16 protein-coding genes and 2 pseudogenes are annotated in these 16,000 nt (G+C 65.5%); 7 read left to right on the forward strand and 11 right to left on the reverse strand.

Annotated features, from left to right (window positions below):
* Positions 1 to 3: 3 nt before the first annotated feature.
* Together ACRXBZ_RS22785 and ACRXBZ_RS22790 are read right to left on the reverse strand one after the other, a co-directional pair.
* Positions 4 to 237, reverse strand: a complete 234-nt coding sequence (locus tag ACRXBZ_RS22785) for a DUF397 domain-containing protein (RefSeq protein ID WP_433880827.1) — start codon at positions 235 to 237, stop codon at positions 4 to 6.
* On the reverse strand, positions 234 to 1,079 hold the full coding sequence (locus ACRXBZ_RS22790; RefSeq protein ID WP_433880828.1) for a helix-turn-helix domain-containing protein: 846 nt from the start codon (positions 1,077 to 1,079) through the stop codon (positions 234 to 236). The genes ACRXBZ_RS22785 and ACRXBZ_RS22790 overlap by 4 nt, the downstream gene beginning before the upstream one ends.
* A 112-nt stretch (positions 1,080 to 1,191) precedes the next feature.
* On the opposite strand from ACRXBZ_RS22790, the gene ACRXBZ_RS22795 reads away from it, so the two are divergent.
* Positions 1,192 to 1,404, forward strand: coding sequence for an HC3 family zinc finger protein (locus ACRXBZ_RS22795; protein WP_433880829.1), 213 nt, complete (start codon positions 1,192 to 1,194; stop codon positions 1,402 to 1,404).
* Between the two features lie 107 nt (positions 1,405 to 1,511).
* Positions 1,512 to 1,799 carry a hypothetical protein gene (locus tag ACRXBZ_RS22800; RefSeq protein WP_433880830.1) on the forward strand — a complete coding sequence of 96 codons (288 nt, stop codon included), beginning with the start codon at positions 1,512 to 1,514 and terminating at the stop codon, positions 1,797 to 1,799.
* A gap of 346 nt (positions 1,800 to 2,145) precedes the next feature.
* On the opposite strand, the gene ACRXBZ_RS22805 is transcribed toward ACRXBZ_RS22800, so the two are convergent.
* The gene (locus tag ACRXBZ_RS22805; RefSeq protein WP_433877998.1) at positions 2,146 to 3,594 is read right to left on the reverse strand and encodes an IS1380 family transposase; all 1,449 of its coding nucleotides are present in this window, start codon (positions 3,592 to 3,594) and stop codon (positions 2,146 to 2,148) included.
* Positions 3,595 to 4,060: 466 nt separating this feature from the next.
* Between ACRXBZ_RS22805 and ACRXBZ_RS22810 the strand changes: the two genes are divergently transcribed.
* Positions 4,061 to 4,870: a hypothetical protein gene (locus ACRXBZ_RS22810; RefSeq protein ID WP_433880831.1), complete on the forward strand. Its 810-nt coding sequence runs from the start codon at positions 4,061 to 4,063 to the stop codon at positions 4,868 to 4,870.
* Between the two features lie 67 nt (positions 4,871 to 4,937).
* On the opposite strand, the gene ACRXBZ_RS22815 is transcribed toward ACRXBZ_RS22810, so the two are convergent.
* From ACRXBZ_RS22815 to ACRXBZ_RS22840, 6 genes are all read right to left on the reverse strand, one after another.
* Positions 4,938 to 6,167 (reverse strand): hypothetical protein, encoded by a 1,230-nt coding sequence (locus tag ACRXBZ_RS22815; protein WP_433880832.1) that lies wholly within the window; start codon positions 6,165 to 6,167, stop codon positions 4,938 to 4,940.
* A 47-nt stretch (positions 6,168 to 6,214) separates the two neighbouring features.
* Positions 6,215 to 6,793, reverse strand: a complete 579-nt coding sequence (locus tag ACRXBZ_RS22820) for a DUF3558 domain-containing protein (RefSeq protein ID WP_433880833.1) — start codon at positions 6,791 to 6,793, stop codon at positions 6,215 to 6,217.
* Between the two features lie 12 nt (positions 6,794 to 6,805).
* Positions 6,806 to 7,219, reverse strand: a complete 414-nt coding sequence (locus ACRXBZ_RS22825) for a hypothetical protein (RefSeq protein WP_433880834.1) — start codon at positions 7,217 to 7,219, stop codon at positions 6,806 to 6,808.
* A gap of 382 nt (positions 7,220 to 7,601) precedes the next feature.
* Complete coding sequence (locus ACRXBZ_RS22830) at positions 7,602 to 8,219, reverse strand: DUF3558 domain-containing protein (protein ID WP_433880835.1); 618 nt, start codon at positions 8,217 to 8,219, stop codon at positions 7,602 to 7,604.
* A gap of 294 nt (positions 8,220 to 8,513) precedes the next feature.
* The gene (locus ACRXBZ_RS22835; RefSeq protein WP_433880836.1) at positions 8,514 to 9,308 is read right to left on the reverse strand and encodes an ESX secretion-associated protein EspG; all 795 of its coding nucleotides are present in this window, start codon (positions 9,306 to 9,308) and stop codon (positions 8,514 to 8,516) included.
* 103 nt (positions 9,309 to 9,411) lie between these two features.
* Positions 9,412 to 9,711, reverse strand: coding sequence for a DUF2530 domain-containing protein (locus ACRXBZ_RS22840; protein WP_168586378.1), 300 nt, complete (start codon positions 9,709 to 9,711; stop codon positions 9,412 to 9,414).
* 60 nt (positions 9,712 to 9,771) lie between these two features.
* Between ACRXBZ_RS22840 and ACRXBZ_RS22845 the strand changes: the two genes are divergently transcribed.
* The 3 genes from ACRXBZ_RS22845 (at position 9,772) to ACRXBZ_RS22855 (ending at position 13,318) form a co-directional block, all read left to right on the forward strand.
* A complete protein-coding gene (locus tag ACRXBZ_RS22845; protein ID WP_433880837.1) occupies positions 9,772 to 11,238 on the forward strand; it encodes an NCS2 family permease in 1,467 nt (488 codons plus the stop codon).
* 251 nt (positions 11,239 to 11,489) lie between these two features.
* Entirely contained in the window at positions 11,490 to 11,924 is a 435-nt protein-coding gene (locus tag ACRXBZ_RS22850) for a MarR family winged helix-turn-helix transcriptional regulator (RefSeq protein ID WP_433880838.1), read from the forward strand.
* A 32-nt stretch (positions 11,925 to 11,956) separates the two neighbouring features.
* Positions 11,957 to 13,318 (forward strand): MFS transporter, encoded by a 1,362-nt coding sequence (locus tag ACRXBZ_RS22855; RefSeq protein ID WP_433880839.1) that lies wholly within the window; start codon positions 11,957 to 11,959, stop codon positions 13,316 to 13,318.
* A 265-nt stretch (positions 13,319 to 13,583) separates the two neighbouring features.
* Here ACRXBZ_RS22855 and ACRXBZ_RS22860 read toward each other — a convergent pair.
* Positions 13,584 to 13,880: pseudogene (locus ACRXBZ_RS22860) on the reverse strand (Fe-Mn family superoxide dismutase); the annotation flags it as partial.
* 119 nt (positions 13,881 to 13,999) lie between these two features.
* On the opposite strand from ACRXBZ_RS22860, the gene ACRXBZ_RS22865 reads away from it, so the two are divergent.
* Positions 14,000 to 15,448, forward strand: coding sequence for an IS1380 family transposase (locus ACRXBZ_RS22865; RefSeq protein WP_433880840.1), 1,449 nt, complete (start codon positions 14,000 to 14,002; stop codon positions 15,446 to 15,448).
* A gap of 154 nt (positions 15,449 to 15,602) precedes the next feature.
* Here ACRXBZ_RS22865 and ACRXBZ_RS22870 read toward each other — a convergent pair.
* Positions 15,603 to 15,938, reverse strand: a pseudogene (locus tag ACRXBZ_RS22870) (superoxide dismutase); the annotation flags it as partial.
* Positions 15,939 to 16,000: the final 62 nt, after the last annotated feature.

Genomic DNA, 16,000 nt, shown 5'->3' on the forward strand with positions numbered 1-16,000 from the left:
GGCTCAACACAACCGCTCAGCCTTCACAGCGGCTAAGAACCGACCCCAGGTCGGCTGCCCAAACACCAAGGTTCCGCCATCCCGATCCTTGGTGTCCCGAACCCCGACCAGGTCAGGACTGATCCCGACCTCGACGCAGTTGCTTTCCTCGCCGCTGTAGCTGGACTTCCGCCAACCAACCTCAACGCAGTTGCTTTCCACTCCGCTGTAGCTGGACTTTCGCCACTCAAAGATCATCTCGAATCGTGTCCTTCCAGCGCGTTCGCGCAAGCCAAGATGAGGTCTGCAGAATCTGCCGGGCTCAAAGCCGCTTTCTCAACAGTAGATGCGGCTTCGAGGTAGAGGAAGGTGTCTGCGGGGTCATCGATGAAGACTCCAGCGCGGCGATGCTCCAGGTGAACTATCGGTCGCTGCCGTTGGAACTCCAGGATCAGGTTGCTGCCGTTCATCCCGTGATGCTCACCTGCGGAGTAGGGGACGACCTGGACGGTGATGTGTGTCCGCTCACTCATGCGCGCAACGTGGCGAAGCTGTACTGCCATCACAGCACCTCCGCCTACCGGGCGGTGAAGTATCGACTCATCGATGAGGGCGTGCAGCGCGACCGGCTTCGACCGGGTCAGGATGCTTTGCCTGCCGAGGCGCAGTGAAACTCGTGACTCCACTTCGCTCTCGGACAGTCCGCCGTTGCGGATGACTCCTCGCGCGTAGTCGGCCGTTTGCAGCAGCCCGGGGACGAACCCGAGTGCAACGTCCGTGATCTTGGTGGCGGCGCGTTCGAACTCGAGCAGTGAAGCTAGCTGAGACGGCAGCCCGCTGTAGCCGATCTCCCACCAGTTCGGCTGGTGCGCATCATGAGCCAGCTCCAGCAGGCGCTTTCGTTCATCACCTTTGATGCCAAGGGTTCCCAGGATGATGGCTATCTCAGTGTCGGTCGGAATCTTGTCGCCCGATTCGATCCGTCCGAACGTTGCCCTTGACCAGCCGCAGAGTTCGGCCAATTCCTCAAGTCGCAGGCCAGCGTTCTTGCGCAGATTGCGTACTTCGGCGCCGAGTCCGCGAGAACGTGCAGTTGTCATATGACCACACTATTTCAGGCGCTGAGACAGCGCCATTACACAATTCGGTGAACAAGATTGCATGGAATGTTTTGGGACGGTCTCATTGACGCAGAAACCCGGAAGGAACCCCATGGCTGACTACTTGACCTACGTCTGGCGCCCCGTCACGGGCGGCCGTCACGCGTTTCCCATCGCAGCAACGAAAGCTCCGCGCGATGAGCAGGTGAAGGCGTACTGCGGAGCAGAAGCGAATGCAGCGGAGCTGCACGACAGGTCCGAAGTGGACTGGATCCGCGAGGACACCTGCATGCGCTGCTGGCACACCCTCACCACCCGCCTGTGACCACCCCACGGGGCGGGCGATTTCGCGCGAAATCGCCGCTCCCCACGCCTGGCAAGTGCCGATTTCGCGCGAAATCGACCCGCTCGCACCTCGGAAGGAACACTGCCATGTTCTGGATCCAGCTCAGCACGTTCGTCCTGTTCAACCTGCTGATCCTCGCCATGCTCACCACCCAGCTACCCGCAAGAGCCATCGCGTTCTCCACGGGCCAGCACGCCGGAGGCGGCAAAGGCGCTTACACAGTCTGGCACCTCATAGCCGACATCGAATCCGAAACCCGCACCACCGAAGAACCCAACGCCAGGCGCGAACATCCCCACATACCGCCGGGATTCCCCACCACGGACCCCGACGACTCCGGCGAGCCCACCGGGCGGCACCACCTGCGTGCCTGAACAGCTCGTGAGTGTTCCTTCCGGTTCTTACCGGAACAGACACTCACGAGGCCTGACCTCCCCAGCCGGGCCGGTGCGGTACCTCCCCGACCTCGGCCGCACCGGCCCACCCCCGGTGACCGGGCGCGAATGTCCCCTCCCCCACGCGCCCGGTCACCGGACACTTCAGGAAGAACGCGATGACACCTTCAGACCCGAATCCGTGAATAGTGGGTTGGGTTGATCATGTTGTATTTGGTGTTGATCTCCGCTGCGGTGTTTTTGGGTTGTGGGCATGGTGGTGGCCCGGTTGTCGCGCCGGGTTCGCGTTGTCCGGGTCCTTGGTCGGGGCCGGTGGGCCGGGTGGTCAGGGGATCGCGGGGAGTGTTCTCAGTGTGGTGAGGATCCCGGCGAGCAGGTGATGTCCGGGTGGGAGACGCAGGATGGCTTGTCCCGCATGGGAAATCAGGCGCGCGGGGACGCAGATGAGCCGGTGCCGTAGGGTTGCGATCATGGCTTTGCCGCCACGGATCCCGTGTCCTGTCACGGTTTCGCCATCGGGCTTGCCGGTGAGTTCGTGTAGCCAGGCGGCAATGTTCACCGCCAGCAGCGCGCCGTGCATCCAGGCGGTGTTGACTTCCTTGTAGCCGCTGGGCAGATGTCGTAGCGCGGCGCCATGTTTGCTGTCGCGAAACAGGTTTTCGATCGTGGTGCGGTGGCGGTACCAGTACTCGACCGCGACCGCCTTGGCTGGGGTGGACACGTCAATGTTGGTGCAGATGAACGAGTAGGCGTAGATCCAGTCAGCACTTCCGAGTTCATCCAGCGGCAGGGTGCGCTGGTTGGGGTGCAGGGTGCGGCGCCGCCGGGAACGGGGATCGGCCGAGACCTGGGAGATGTCCAGTTTCACACGGCGGATGAGGATCTCGGTGCCGGTGGGCCACCAGTTCGGCCTGTAGGAGGCGACCGCGACCTGCGCGCCGGTCATGTCCCGGGCGTCGGTCCAGTCGTCCTCCGAGAGCCCGTCCAGTAGCCGCCACAGAGGTGCGATGCGTTTCGCGCCGATCGCGAACTCCGCACCCTCGGCCAGCGCCGCCCGCGCGAGGGCACCGTCGAAATAACCGGTGTCGGCCCGTAGCCGTATCCGGGCGCCCCGCACCGCACGCGGCAGGCCTTTCAGCGCCCGCCGTAACATCGCCGGTGCGCTCGCACGAGCGTCGTCGTTGCCGGAGAACAACTCCGCGGCCAGCACTGCTTCGGTCTCCGCCCAACACGCCACATGCGGACGCCCCACACGCCGGCCCTCATGGTTATAGGCCACGCCGCGTTTCTTACGCCCGTAGACTTCGACATCGGAGGTGTCCAGGTCGATCGTCACGGAGGCGGCCAGCCGCGCCCGCCGCGCCGCGGGCGAGAGCTCATACGCGCGTTCGGTGACCGCGGCGATCCCGGCCTCCACCGCCGTCCATTGTGGATCAGTGAACCGCCGTGCCAGACCGGCTGCGGTCGTTGAGGGCAATCCCGGCACCGGCGAGATCTTCTGGCCGGCGGCATCCTCACGTACCCGGTCCAGACCGACCAGGAAATCCTGCCCGGCCAGCTGCGCGCACGCCAGCCCCACCATCAGCTCACCCGGCCCGAAGCCTCGGTCCCGTTCCTTAATCGGCCCGACCGCCTCATCCAGCTCCGCGATCACACCCAGCCGGTCCACCAGCTCGGTCACCGCCGCCATCCCCGACACCTGGGTCAACGACAAATCCGGCACACCGACCCGCACCTTCGCTAGCGTGCGCCGACCATCAACTACACTGCCCACCAGATGGGTGTCCTCTCCGACCAGATGAAATTGACTTCACAATCAACATCATCCCAGGTCAGAGCGACACCCATCACCATATCCCGCCCCAAATCACACCCATACTCGCGGATTCGGGTCAGAAGACGAGGCGAACGCCAGGACCGGACGCTGGGTCGCTTTCGGCTACCAGAACCACGTGTTTCCGGACGATGACTCGCGGCGTGATGGGCCAGCGCTGATCGCGGTGTGCGGCGTCATGACGGCTCCCGAGGACATCGGCGGCAGGGATCAGCGCCCCACCTGCTCCGTTTGCGCTGCAGAGGTCCGAAGTGGACGAATTGAGGTCCGTCCGGTGACCTTCGACTGATAGGCCGTTTTCGTGCATCGAGGCCCTGCATAATGCCATCTGGCCTGATCACAGGCCGTCTGGGGGAGTGCTCCGAGTTCCGCGAGAGCACGTTCATGCCGACAGGAGCATGCTCAAGTGATTTACCAAGGCTGGCCAGGAAACCAGGACGGGCAACCTTGCCCACAGCCGCTGCACGCAACGCAATATCCACTCGGACCTCAGCAAACGCCACCCCGGAAGTCGCGCGTTTGGATTGCGGTGGTCGCCTCCGTGCTGGTATCTGTGTTCGTAGTCGGCGTATCGGTGCTTGCGTTGCTGATCGACATAAGAAGCGGACCGAGCCTCGATCGAGACCAGGCAGCTGCGCCGCCACCAATTCCCACGGCGACGACGAACGTATGCGCTTCGGTAGACCGGATGGCCTCCAGTTGCTCCGAATGGGCACGCCCTGAACCTCGATCGTTCAAGGAGGTTCTGCAGCTGGATGGTCTCCCGCAGCAGCCGCCCGAGTCGAAATGGTCGCCGCTCTACTTGTGCTCCTACCCGCCGGACGAGCTGATGGCGCAGTTCATGAGCGCGGATTTCCGGAAGATATTGCTGAACGGGTTCATCTGCTCGTACGAAACGCCGAGTCCGGACATGCAGATCACGTTCGACGTCTACGTCGGGTCGGGGAGCTTCGACAGCTGGACCGACATCAGCCCAGAAGCAGAGGTCACAGACTTCAACGGTCGTCGTCTGATCGTCGACCACCACGTTGAGGGGGAGTACGACGCCTTCCGCAGCTGGATCATGGAGATCCCCGACGCACCGAACAAGGTACTCGTGCTGGACTACAAGCAAATGCCCGGAATCGCCCACACCGGGCTCATTCCAGGTGATCAAGCTAAAGCAGACCGGGCGATAGCTGCGCTGGGCGAGATCTACCGCAAAGCCTCCGAATAGCGGAACTGGCCGCGCGCCGGAATCGGTGCGCGGCCAGTTTGCGTCGGTCGACTTCAGCGGGTGTTGGTCACTCGCCGAAGACCGGCGGGGCGACCTTGGGGAGGCCCAGGTCTTCCCAAGCCTCGTCCGTGTCGACCCAGTACTTGTCCTCGTGCTCCATGTCTTCCTCGCCCTCCTTGCCCCGGCCGCGGCCAGCAGCACCTGCGCCCATGCCGCCCGCGCCACCGCGACCGGCCGCGCCAGCACCACCGGCACCGCCAGCACCAGAGCCAGAGCCGAGACCCCCGAGGCCAGCACGCCCACCAGCGCCCAGACCCGCACCACGGCCGCCAGCGCCACCGGCACCGAGCCCACGACCAGCCCCAGCGCCAGCGCCGGAGCCACCGCTGAGGCCGGGTCCACCGGGCACCATCCCGAAGCCGGGACCGCCAGTGTTCGGACCCGAACCGAGGCCGAGGCCGGTGTTCACGGGCAAGCCCGGACCATTGGGAACAGGCGGAGAAGACCACTGCGAATTGCTCTGCGACGGAGTCGTGCTGTAGTCACCGGTGCCGCTGCCGCTGTGACCGCTGCCACCGGTGCCGCTGACCCAGCTGCCACCACCTCCGCCGCCGCCCGGAGTGCCGCCGCCACCGGGGATGCCGGAACCGTTCGGCATCCTGCCGACCGTCGGGTTCGTACCAGTGCTATCCCCGCCCTGGTCGTACGCCATCTCCGGGGCCTTCGGATAGAACGCGAGGTTCTGCGAGACGTTCTGTGTGCTGTTGCTGTAGTTGTCGTAGTGTTGCTTGGCTTCCTGAGCCTTCTCAGTAGCTTCGCGCTCCTGCTTCTGCAGGTCCGTCTCGCCACCAACCAGCCAAGCGCCGCCCTTCTCAAGCAGGTTGTCGGTCGCATCGACCTTCACCGGCTCGGGCATGCTGTTCTTGACGGTGCCGAAGTTGTGGACCTGCTGCTCAGCCGAGTCGCCAACTGACGTCGAAACTTCCTTGGCGTCGCGGATGTAACTCGTCATCGGGCCGAGCTTGTTGCCATGCTCTTCGGCTGCCTGGCCGGCCCAGGCAAGGCCCGCCTTGGTGTTGGCAGTGTCGAGGTCACTGGCAACCTGATCAAACAGGTCGGCGATCTCGCCCTTCCAGTCGCGGACGGACTTAGACAGATCATTGGTGCCCTTGCCCTCATGGAGCTGCCGGTACTTCTCCGGGTGGTTGAAGCCCACCTTCTGCATGATCTCGTCCGTGTTACCACGGTCCGATTCACGTGTGAGCAGATAGCCACCCACGATGATCGGTAAAACCACGGTCACACCCCCTTGTCAGTAATCGTCGTCGTGGTGCGCGGACGCGATCAAGCGTCCGGGATGTTCTTCAGGACTTCGCTGGTGATCTTCTCGGCGTAGCCGCAGGGGTCCTTCATCTCGGGAGTGTCGCCGCCCCGGAGGCTGAAGTTGATCTCGATGGACTGGTCGTCGGCGATCGCAAGCTCGACGCGGCACAGAGTGCTCTGCTCATCAACGCGCGCGCCCTGGTAGCCGTCGACCTGAGTCGGCTTGAAGTTGTCGCTCGAATTGGCGCCTTCCATGATCTTCGCCAAGCCGCCGTACTTGGTGTTGATCGCGATGTTGATCGCGAAGGCATCATTGCGGATGAAGCACTGAGTCTCCCCGTACTCAGACATGCTTTGCTCCGTCTTACCCTCGCCCGCGGCACCCAACTTGGACAGCTGGTCCTTGGTGATCAACTGGCATGCGTCGGTAGTCGCCTTGAGGTTCTTCGGGTTCTCCACCTTTGGCACCGCGGACGTCGGAGCCGCTGGCGGCTCAGACGCGGCCGATGTGGGATCTCTATCCGACCCACCGGGGGAACACGCCGATACCCCCAGAACGGCGAGAAGTGACAAGGCGGTCAATGCTGCGCGGCGTTGCACGTGAGATCGTCCTTAAACCTGGCGAATACGGGAGTCTTCGTCAACGTTCTGGTAGTCGCGCGATGCGGCTTCGAGCTGCTCGATCTGCACCTGTAGGCGCTTCTTGGCGTCGTCGACGGCCCACGAAAGGCAACCTTCGTTGCGGCCTGCCATATCACCCAGTGCGCCGGCTAGTCGCTTGCTCACTTCATCGTCGCCGGGAGGTGCGATGTTCTCCAGCTGCTGCGCTTTGAACAGGATTTTGTCGAGGTTGTCCTGCGCGTCTTTGTACGACGCGATCAGACCCGGAATCTGCTCGATGTCGACCTGGAACGACGCTGCCTTCGCAGTGCCGCCTGAGTTGATCGCGGTGTGAATCGTCGCTGACCGCACAGCCTTCTGCCCCGCCGTGACGACGGCGTTGCCGACCCCGTCGAAGAATGACACCTCTCACTACCCCCTTTGTCCCCTGACACAGGTACACGTCGCGCTTAGCTTGCCAGGTCTCTGCTCATCCGTGCACCGATGTGACGATCCTCAGCCGAGATCGGTTCCCAACTCGTTGCCGAATTGGTCCGTTTGGCGGAGTGACCTTGGTCGCTACCAGGCCGCCGCCGCCCTGCAGGTAGCCAACACGGTGCGCCGCTGACCGTGGACGGCGTGGCGGGTCTCGCTTCGCTGCGCGCGTCGGCCAAGCCCACCTTCTGCATGATCTCGTCCGTGTTACCACGGTCCGATTCACGTGTGAGCAGATAGCCACCGACGATGATCGGTAAAACCATGGTCACACCCCCTTGTCAGTAATCGTCGTCGTGGTGCGCGGACGCGATCAAGCGTCCGGGATGTTCTTCAGGACTTCGCTGGTGATCTTCTCGGCGTAGCCGCAGGGGTCCTTCATCTCGGGAGTGTCGCCGCCCCGGAGGCTGAAGTTGATCTCGATGGACTGGTCGTCGGCGATCGCAAGCTCGACGCGGCACAGAGTGCTCTGCTCATCGACACGCGCGCCCTGGTAACCATCGACCTGTGTTGGTTCGAAGTTGTCCCTGGAGCCCGAGTTTTCCGTGATCTTTGCCAAGCCGCCGTGCTTGGTGTTGATCGCAACGTTGGTTCGGAAGTTGTCGTTGCGCCAAGAGCACTGAGTTTCGCCGTACTCCGAAATGCTGCCTTTGGGTTCACCGCCGCCCCCGAGCTGCGACAACTGGTCAGGTGTCAGCAGACTGCATGCGTCGGAAACAGCCTTGAGGCTTTTCGGGTTCTCAACCTTTGGCACCGCCGACGTGGTTGCCGTTGGCGGCTTGGTCTGAGGTGAGGACGGCTGGGATCCTGTCCCTCCGGGCGAACAAGCCGAAACGCCCAAGATCGTGAACAGGGACAGGGCCGTCAGAGTGGCGCGGCGTTGCACGTTGAGATCTTCCTTAAACCTGGCGAATACGGGAGTCTTCGTCAAATGTTCTGGTATTAGCGCGACGCGGCTTCGAGCTGCTCGATCTGCACCCAGGAAAGGCAACCTTCGTTGTGGCCTGCCATATCGCCCAATGCCGACGCTAGACGCTCGCTCACCTCGTCGTCGCCCGGAGGTGCGATCGTCGTCAGCTGCTGAGCTCGGCTGGCGGCTGCTCCACCCAGCACGAGGGCTTCTACGCAAATACGGCCCCGGACCCGGCAACCGGCCTCCACACCCCTAACTTGACATCCCATCTGGGAGCTTGATAGCCACTCGTAGTGATCGTGACCTTGGTCGCTACCAGGCCGCCGCCGCCTCGCGCTGGGTCTTCGTCGTCAGCTCGCCGAGCACGCGCGTGAACGTGCTCATGTCCGCCCCCGCGAACATCCGCTGCGTTCCGCTGTTGTAGACCGCCGTGCGGCCTTGCTGCAGGTCGATGATGCGGAGCGTCTGGTCCCCGCGGTACTCCTTGCGGCGGTCGCCCCAGATCGTGACGCCGATCTCACCGAGGCCGAGGCGCGGTCCGTCCAGCAGCTGCGTCATCTTGCGGAAGCTCGCCACGTTCACGCCGCGGGCGCGCAGGCTTTGCTCGATCGCCTGCGGGTCCTCGTCGCCGCGGCGGCGCACCTCGTTCATCGCCGCGCGCATCTCCGCCAGGTCGACGCTCAGCGGCGGGCGGATCCGCGCCGGCGGGTGTGCCGGCAGCGCCGACACCAGGGCTGGGATCAGGTCGTTGGGGTGCACCGGCTCCAGGATGATCCGGTCGCCGTCGACGACCGTGCGTACCGCCGTCTTATTCGCCTTGGACACCGCCGCCCGCAGCTCGCTTTCCTTCTTGGACGAGAACCGCAGGTCGTACTCGACCGTCGTGTGCGCGTAGATGCCCAGCAGTTCCATGACCCGGTCGTTCACCCCGCCCGGGTTGATCAGGCCTCGGTCGCGGACCCGCTGCTCGGCTGCGTCGAACTCGCGCGGTATGTCTTTGACGGTCGTCCCGTAGTTGCTGTACGACGCGATCATCGGGATTCGGGTGAGTCCGGCGCGTTCGGCCAGGATCGCGAATTCGAGTCGGTCGACGTCGAGCTTGGGCACTGGTACTGCGCTCCCGCGTTAGGTCAGAGTTGCGCGTCGGATCTGGTGACGACTGTGCAGACTAACCGGTTGCGGGGCAGTTCGGAGCAGGAATCGTGCAGGCTCAGCCGTCGAGTCCGGACAGGCCCTTCCAGGCTCCGCGGGAGCCGCGGCGCGCCGCCGAGCGCTGCCAGCGGAACACCCCGTAGCCGATGATGCCGAGCGCGCCGCCGGCCAGGCAGGTCCAGAACTGGATTTCCCAGGAGCCGCCGGTCCAGTCGCGGATGCCGAACACGATCGCCCCGGCGAACCACAGCGCAGTACCGAACAGCACCACCGGGGTCGGGTCCGCCAGCCTCCGCGGCAGCGGCGGGACCGGTCGGTGGCCGGGCGCCGAGGGGGTGGGTTCGCTGTCTTTTGCCACGTCAGGCAGGCTACCCCCGGTAATGAACGCGCGCGCAGGTGCGGTGATCGGGAAGTACTGATGGTGGATCGAGACGTTTCCGAGAGGTCGCTGCTGGACAGGTATTTCGAGATCGCCGACCGTGGGTCCAGCGTCGGGCGGGAAGTTCGCGGCGGCGTGGTCACCTTCGTCACGGTCGCTTACATCATCGTGCTCAACCCGCTGATCCTCGGCAGCTACTCCGCCGAGGACGCCGGCGCCAAGCGCGACGTGCTCGGCAACATCTTGCCGGTGTCGCAGGTCGCCGCGACCACGGCGCTGGTCGCGGGTGTGATGACGATCCTGTTCGGACTCGTCGCCAACTACCCGTTCGCAATCGCCGCCGGGCTCGGCATCAACACGCTGCTGGCGGTGACCATCGCGCCGCAGGTGACGTGGCCGGAGGCCATGGGCCTGGTGGTGGTGGACGGCATCATCATCCTGATCCTGGTCGCCACCGGCTTCCGGACCGCGGTGTTAAACGCGGTGCCACCCGAGCTCAAGGCCGCGATCGCGGTCGGCGTCGGCGTGTTCATTACGTTCGTCGGCCTGGTCGACTCCGGGTTCGTGCGGCGGCTGCCGGACGCGGCCAACACGACGGTGCCGGTCGGGCTGGGCATCGACGGTTCGATCGCCTCGTGGCCGACCGCGGTGTTCGTCTTCGGCCTGGTGCTGACCTCGGTGCTGGTGGCGCGCAAGGTGCGGGGCTCGATCCTGATCAGCGTGGCCGCCACCACGGTGCTGGCGATCATCGTCGAGTCGGTCTTCCACGCGGGCCCGTCGAAGGGCACCAACCCCTACGGCTGGAACCTCGGCTATCCGGCGATCCCGGGGCAGGTCGTCGGGCTGCCGGACCTGTCGCTGGTCGGCGACATCTCCTTCGGCGCGTGGACCCGGCTGCCCGCGCTGGCCGCCGCGATGCTGGTGTTCACGCTGGTGCTGGCGAACTTCTTCGACGCCATGGGCACCGTGACCGGCCTCGGCAAGGAAGGCGGGCTCGCCGACAAGGACGGCAACCTGCCGGGCATCGGCAAGGCGCTGGCCGTTGAGGGCGTCGGCGCGGTCGCGGGTGGCTTGGGCTCGGCGAGTTCCAACACCGTGTTCGTGGAGTCCGCGTCCGGCATCGCGGAGGGGGCGCGGACCGGGCTGGCGAACGTGATCACCGGTCTGCTGTTCCTGGCGGCGATGTTCTTCACCCCGCTTTACCAGGTCATTCCGGTGGAGGCGGCGGCTCCGGCGCTGGTGGTGGTCGGGGCGATGATGCTGACCCAGATCCGGCAGATCGACCTGTCGGACTTCAGCATCGCGATGCCCGCGTTCCTGACGATCGTGGTGATGCCGTTCACCTACTCGATCGCCAACGGCATCGGCGCGGGCTTCATCAGCTACGTGTTGCTGCAGGTGTTCACCGGCCGCGTCCGCACCGTGCACCCGCTGATGTGGGTCGTCTCGGCGGCGTTCGTGCTCTACTTCTGCTCCGGTCCGGTCAGCGCGCTCTTCGGCATCTGAGCGACTGCTCGGCTCGGCGTTCGCCCTCGTGCGCCCTTTGTGGCGCTATGGCACCACAACGTGCGCACGGGTCCTGACCAGGCGGAACCCGCACCCGCTGGGTTTCGGCGGCGCTCGGATGGGCCGATCGGAGTAGTGCGTCGATTGGGTTGCGATCCAGGTCTGGGGTCGCGGCATGGCTATTGTGGGCGGCCACTGATCTGCGTGATCAGTTTGTCCGATTCCCCGAAATAGTTTGGTAGACTAACGACGTGTCCGATATCGCGGAGCGAGAGCGCACCCTGGTGAGTCGACTGCGGCTCGCGGTCGTTCGCCTGAATCGGCGGCTGCGCGCGCAGAGCGCCGACTTGAAGATCACGCTGTCCCAGCTGTCGGCGCTGTCCTGCCTGCACAAGACCGGCGCGATGACGCCGGGCGAGCTGGCAGCTAGGGAAGGTGTCCAGCCGCCGTCGATGACCAGGGTGATCGCCGCCCTGGAAGACGCCGGGCTGGTCGCCCGTCGAGCCCACCCGACCGACGGTCGGCAGGCCATCGTGGAGCTGACCGAGGCCGGTCGGGCCCGCATAGACGAAGAGGTCTCGATCCGGGAGCGCTGGCTGGACCAGCAGCTCGTGGACCTGTCCGAGGAGGAACGCCGGGTGCTGTCCCAGGCGGTCGAGATCATCGACCGACTGGCCAGCCGATGACAGCACGTCAGTGAGAGGCGGTAAGCACGAGCGTGGTTGACCGATCCGCATCGCGCGCGGGAGCAGGCCCGAGCGAGGATCCGGGCAACCTCACATCGTCGTCCACATCGGACGAACCGACCGCCTCCACCGACTCCGGCGGCGGCATGTTCCGCTCGCTGCGGGAGCGCAACTACCGCTACTACGCCTCCGGTCAGGTCGTGTCGCTGACCGGCACGTGGATGCAGCGCGCGGCGCAGGCCTGGCTTGTGCTGGAGCTCTCCGGCGGCAGCCCCGCCGCGCTCGGCGTGGCGGTCGCCCTGCAGTTCATCCCGACGTTGCTGCTGACGCTGTGGGCCGGAGTCGTCGCGGATCGCTTTGACAAGCGGCGCATGCTCATCGGCACCCAGAGTGCGCTCGGCGCGTGCGGGCTGGCGCTGGGGCTGCTCAACGTCACCGGCCTAGTGCAGCTCTGGCACGTCTTCGTGCTGTGCTTCGTGCTCGGGTGCTTCGCGGCGGTGGACGCGCCCGTGCGGCAGTCGTTCGTCGTCGAGATGGTCGGGCAAGCGCAGCTCACCAACGCCGTCGCGCTGAACTCGATGACCTTCAACCTGGCCCGCATCGTCGGCCCGGCCATCGCCGGGGTGCTGATCACCGCGATCGGCACCGGCTGGGTGTTCCTGGCCAACGGGTTGAGCTCGGTCGCCGTGGTCGCCGGGCTGGCGCTAATGGATCAGGCGGCGCTGCACCGGGTCAAGCCGCCGCCGAAGCAACGCGGCCAACTGCGCGCCGGGCTGCGCTACGTGCGCGGGCGTCCGGATCTGATCGTGGTGATGGTGCTGGTGTTCTGCCTCGGCACCTTCGGCATGAACTTCGAGAGCACGTTCGCGGTGATCACGCGCAACACCTTCGAGCGAGACGCCGACGGTTACGGCCTGCTGATCACCATGCTCGCGATCGGGACGTTGACCGGGGCGGCGCTGGCGGCACGCCGAAGTGGGCGCGGAGTGCCGCGGCTGCGGCTGATGCTGCTGGGCGCCGCGGTTTTCGGCGTGCTGGAGGCGGCGGCGTCGCTGATGCCGACCTACGAGCTGTTCGCGGCGGCGCTGATCCCGGTCGGGGTCGCCGTCATGACGTTCACCACCAGCGCGAACTCGACCGTCCAGCTGGCCGTGGAGCCGACCATGCGCGGCCGGGTCATGGGCCTGTACATGCTGCTGTTCCTGGGTGGAAAACCGCTGGGCGGGCTGGCTTCCGGGTGGATCGCCGAGGTGCTCGGGCCGCGCTGGCCGATCCTGCTGGGCGGGCTGGCGTCGTTGGCCGCCGCGCTCGGCGGGGTCGCGGTGCTGGCATGGCGTCAGCGCGGTGCTGGTTCGGTGGGCGGAGGAGTTGCCCGATCGCGGAGGTTAGGCTAACCTAAATCTCGACCGCTTCGTGGTGGGAGCGGTAGTCAGTTCGGGAACGGATCGGGCCCCGGCCTCCTTCGGGAGACCGGGGCCCGATCGTTTGCGGGGCCGGAAAGGACTTCGGGGCCCTCCCGGAGGAAGGCCCCGAAGCGTCGGCAGTGGGCTTGTCGGAGCACTCACCGCCGAGTCCTGGGCTCGTGAACGCTTGGGCTGCTAGCCCAAAACACTCACGACTTCCGACCGGCGAGAACCGTCGGCGCGGTGGTTCTGCCCGTCAGGCGTTGGGGAGGCGGAGACCGTTGTAGCCGGCGCGGGCGTCGGCGAAGCGCGCGGCGACCTCGTCCCAGTCGACCACGTTCCACAGGTGCTTGACGTAGTCGGCCTTCACGTTGCGGTACTGCAGGTAGTACGCGTGCTCCCAGATGTCGAAAACCAGCAGCGGAGTCGTGGCGATCGACAGGTTCGAGTGGTGGTCCCGCAACTGCTGCGTGATCAACCGCCGGCCCACCGGGTCCCAGGCCAGCACGCCCCAGCCGTTGCCCTGGATCATGGTCGACACCGCCTCCATCTGACCCGAATCCGCGAGTATGGGTGTGATTTGGGGCGGGATATGGTGATGGGTGTCGCTCTGACCTGGGATGATGTTGATTGTGAAGTCAATTTCATCTGGTCGGAGAGGACACCCATCTGGTGGGCAGTGTAGTTGATGGTCGGCGCACGCTAGCGAAGGTGCGGGTCGGTGTGCCGGATTTGTCGTTGACCCAGGTGTCGGGGATGGCGGCGGTGACCGAGCTGGTGGACCGGCTGGGTGTGATCGCGGAGCTGGATGAGGCGGTCGGGCCGATTAAGGAACGGGACCGAGGCTTCGGGCCGGGTGAGCTGATGGTGGGGCTGGCGTGCGCGCAGCTGGCCGGGCAGGATTTCCTGGTCGGTCTGGACCGGGTACGTGAGGATGCCGCCGGCCAGAAGATCTCGCCGGTGCCGGGATTGCCCTCAACGACCGCAGCCGGTCTGGCACGGCGGTTCACTGATCCACAATGGACGGCGGTGGAGGCCGGGATCGCCGCGGTCACCGAACGCGCGTATGAGCTCTCGCCCGCGGCGCGGCGGGCGCGGCTGGCCGCCTCCGTGACGATCGACCTGGACACCTCCGATGTCGAAGTCTACGGGCGTAAGAAACGCGGCGTGGCCTATAACCATGAGGGCCGGCGTGTGGGGCGTCCGCATGTGGCGTGTTGGGCGGAGACCGAAGCAGTGCTGGCCGCGGAGTTGTTCTCCGGCAACGACGACGCTCGTGCGAGCGCACCGGCGATGTTACGGCGGGCGCTGAAAGGCCTGCCGCGTGCGGTGCGGGGCGCCCGGATACGGCTACGGGCCGGCACCGGTTATTTCGACGGTGCCCTCGCGCGGGCGGCGCTGGCCGAGGGTGCGGAGTTCGCGATCGGCGCGAAACGCATCGCACCTCTGTGGCGGCTACTGGACGGGCTCTCGGAGGACGACTGGACCGACGCCCGGGACATGACCGGCGCGCAGGTCGCGGTCGCCTCCTACAGGCCGAACTGGTGGCCCACCGGCACCGAGATCCTCATCCGCCGTGTGAAACTGGACATCTCCCAGGTCTCGGCCGATCCCCGTTCCCGGCGGCGCCGCACCCTGCACCCCAACCAGCGCACCCTGCCGCTGGATGAACTCGGAAGTGCTGACTGGATCTACGCCTACTCGTTCATCTGCACCAACATTGACGTGTCCACCCCAGCCAAGGCGGTCGCGGTCGAGTACTGGTACCGCCACCGCACCACGATCGAAAACCTGTTTCGCGACAGCAAACATGGCGCCGCGCTACGACATCTGCCCAGCGGCTACAAGGAAGTCAACACCGCCTGGATGCACGGCGCGCTGCTGGCGGTGAACATTGCCGCCTGGCTACACGAACTCACCGGCAAGCCCGATGGCGAAACCGTGACAGGACACGGGATCCGTGGCGGCAAAGCCATGATCGCAACCCTACGGCACCGGCTCATCTGCGTCCCCGCGCGCCTGATTTCCCATGCGGGACAAGCCATCCTGCGTCTCCCACCCGGACATCACCTGCTCGCCGGGATCCTCACCACACTGAGAACACTCCCCGCGATCCCCTGACCACCCGGCCCACCGGCCCCGACCAAGGACCCGGACAACGCGAACCCGGCGCGACAACCGGGCCACCACCATGCCCACAACCCAAAAACACCGCAGCGGAGATCAACACCAAATACAACATGATCAACCCAACCCACTATTCACGGATTCGGGTCTGAGCGCGGAACTTGTCGAAGGAACCGAAGTCCTCGTCGATGGCCGCCGCCAGCTCGCCGGTCGGCTTGTCCCCGCCGCCCGGCGAGAGGATCTTCCACCACGCCAGGTGCAGCGAGTGCCCCGCCAGGTTGAACGCCAGCGTGGTCTCCAACCCCACGATGGAGGAGAAATCGCCCTTCTCCCGCGCCTCGGCGATCTTCTCCACCGTGTCGTTGGCGACCTTGACGTACGCCGCGTGGTGCTTGCTGTGGTGCAACTCGTTGATCTCACCGGCGATCGCCGGCTCCAACGCCGCGTAGTCGTAGTCCAACTCCGGCAACACGTACTGCGCCATTGACCATCTCCCTTCGCTGTCGACAGTCTCTAGCTACTGCCACACTATGGCAACTAGTCCGC

It is taken from the genome of Saccharopolyspora hattusasensis (assembly GCF_050972075.1).
In the GTDB taxonomy this organism is placed as follows: domain Bacteria; phylum Actinomycetota; class Actinomycetes; order Mycobacteriales; family Pseudonocardiaceae; genus Saccharopolyspora; species Saccharopolyspora hattusasensis.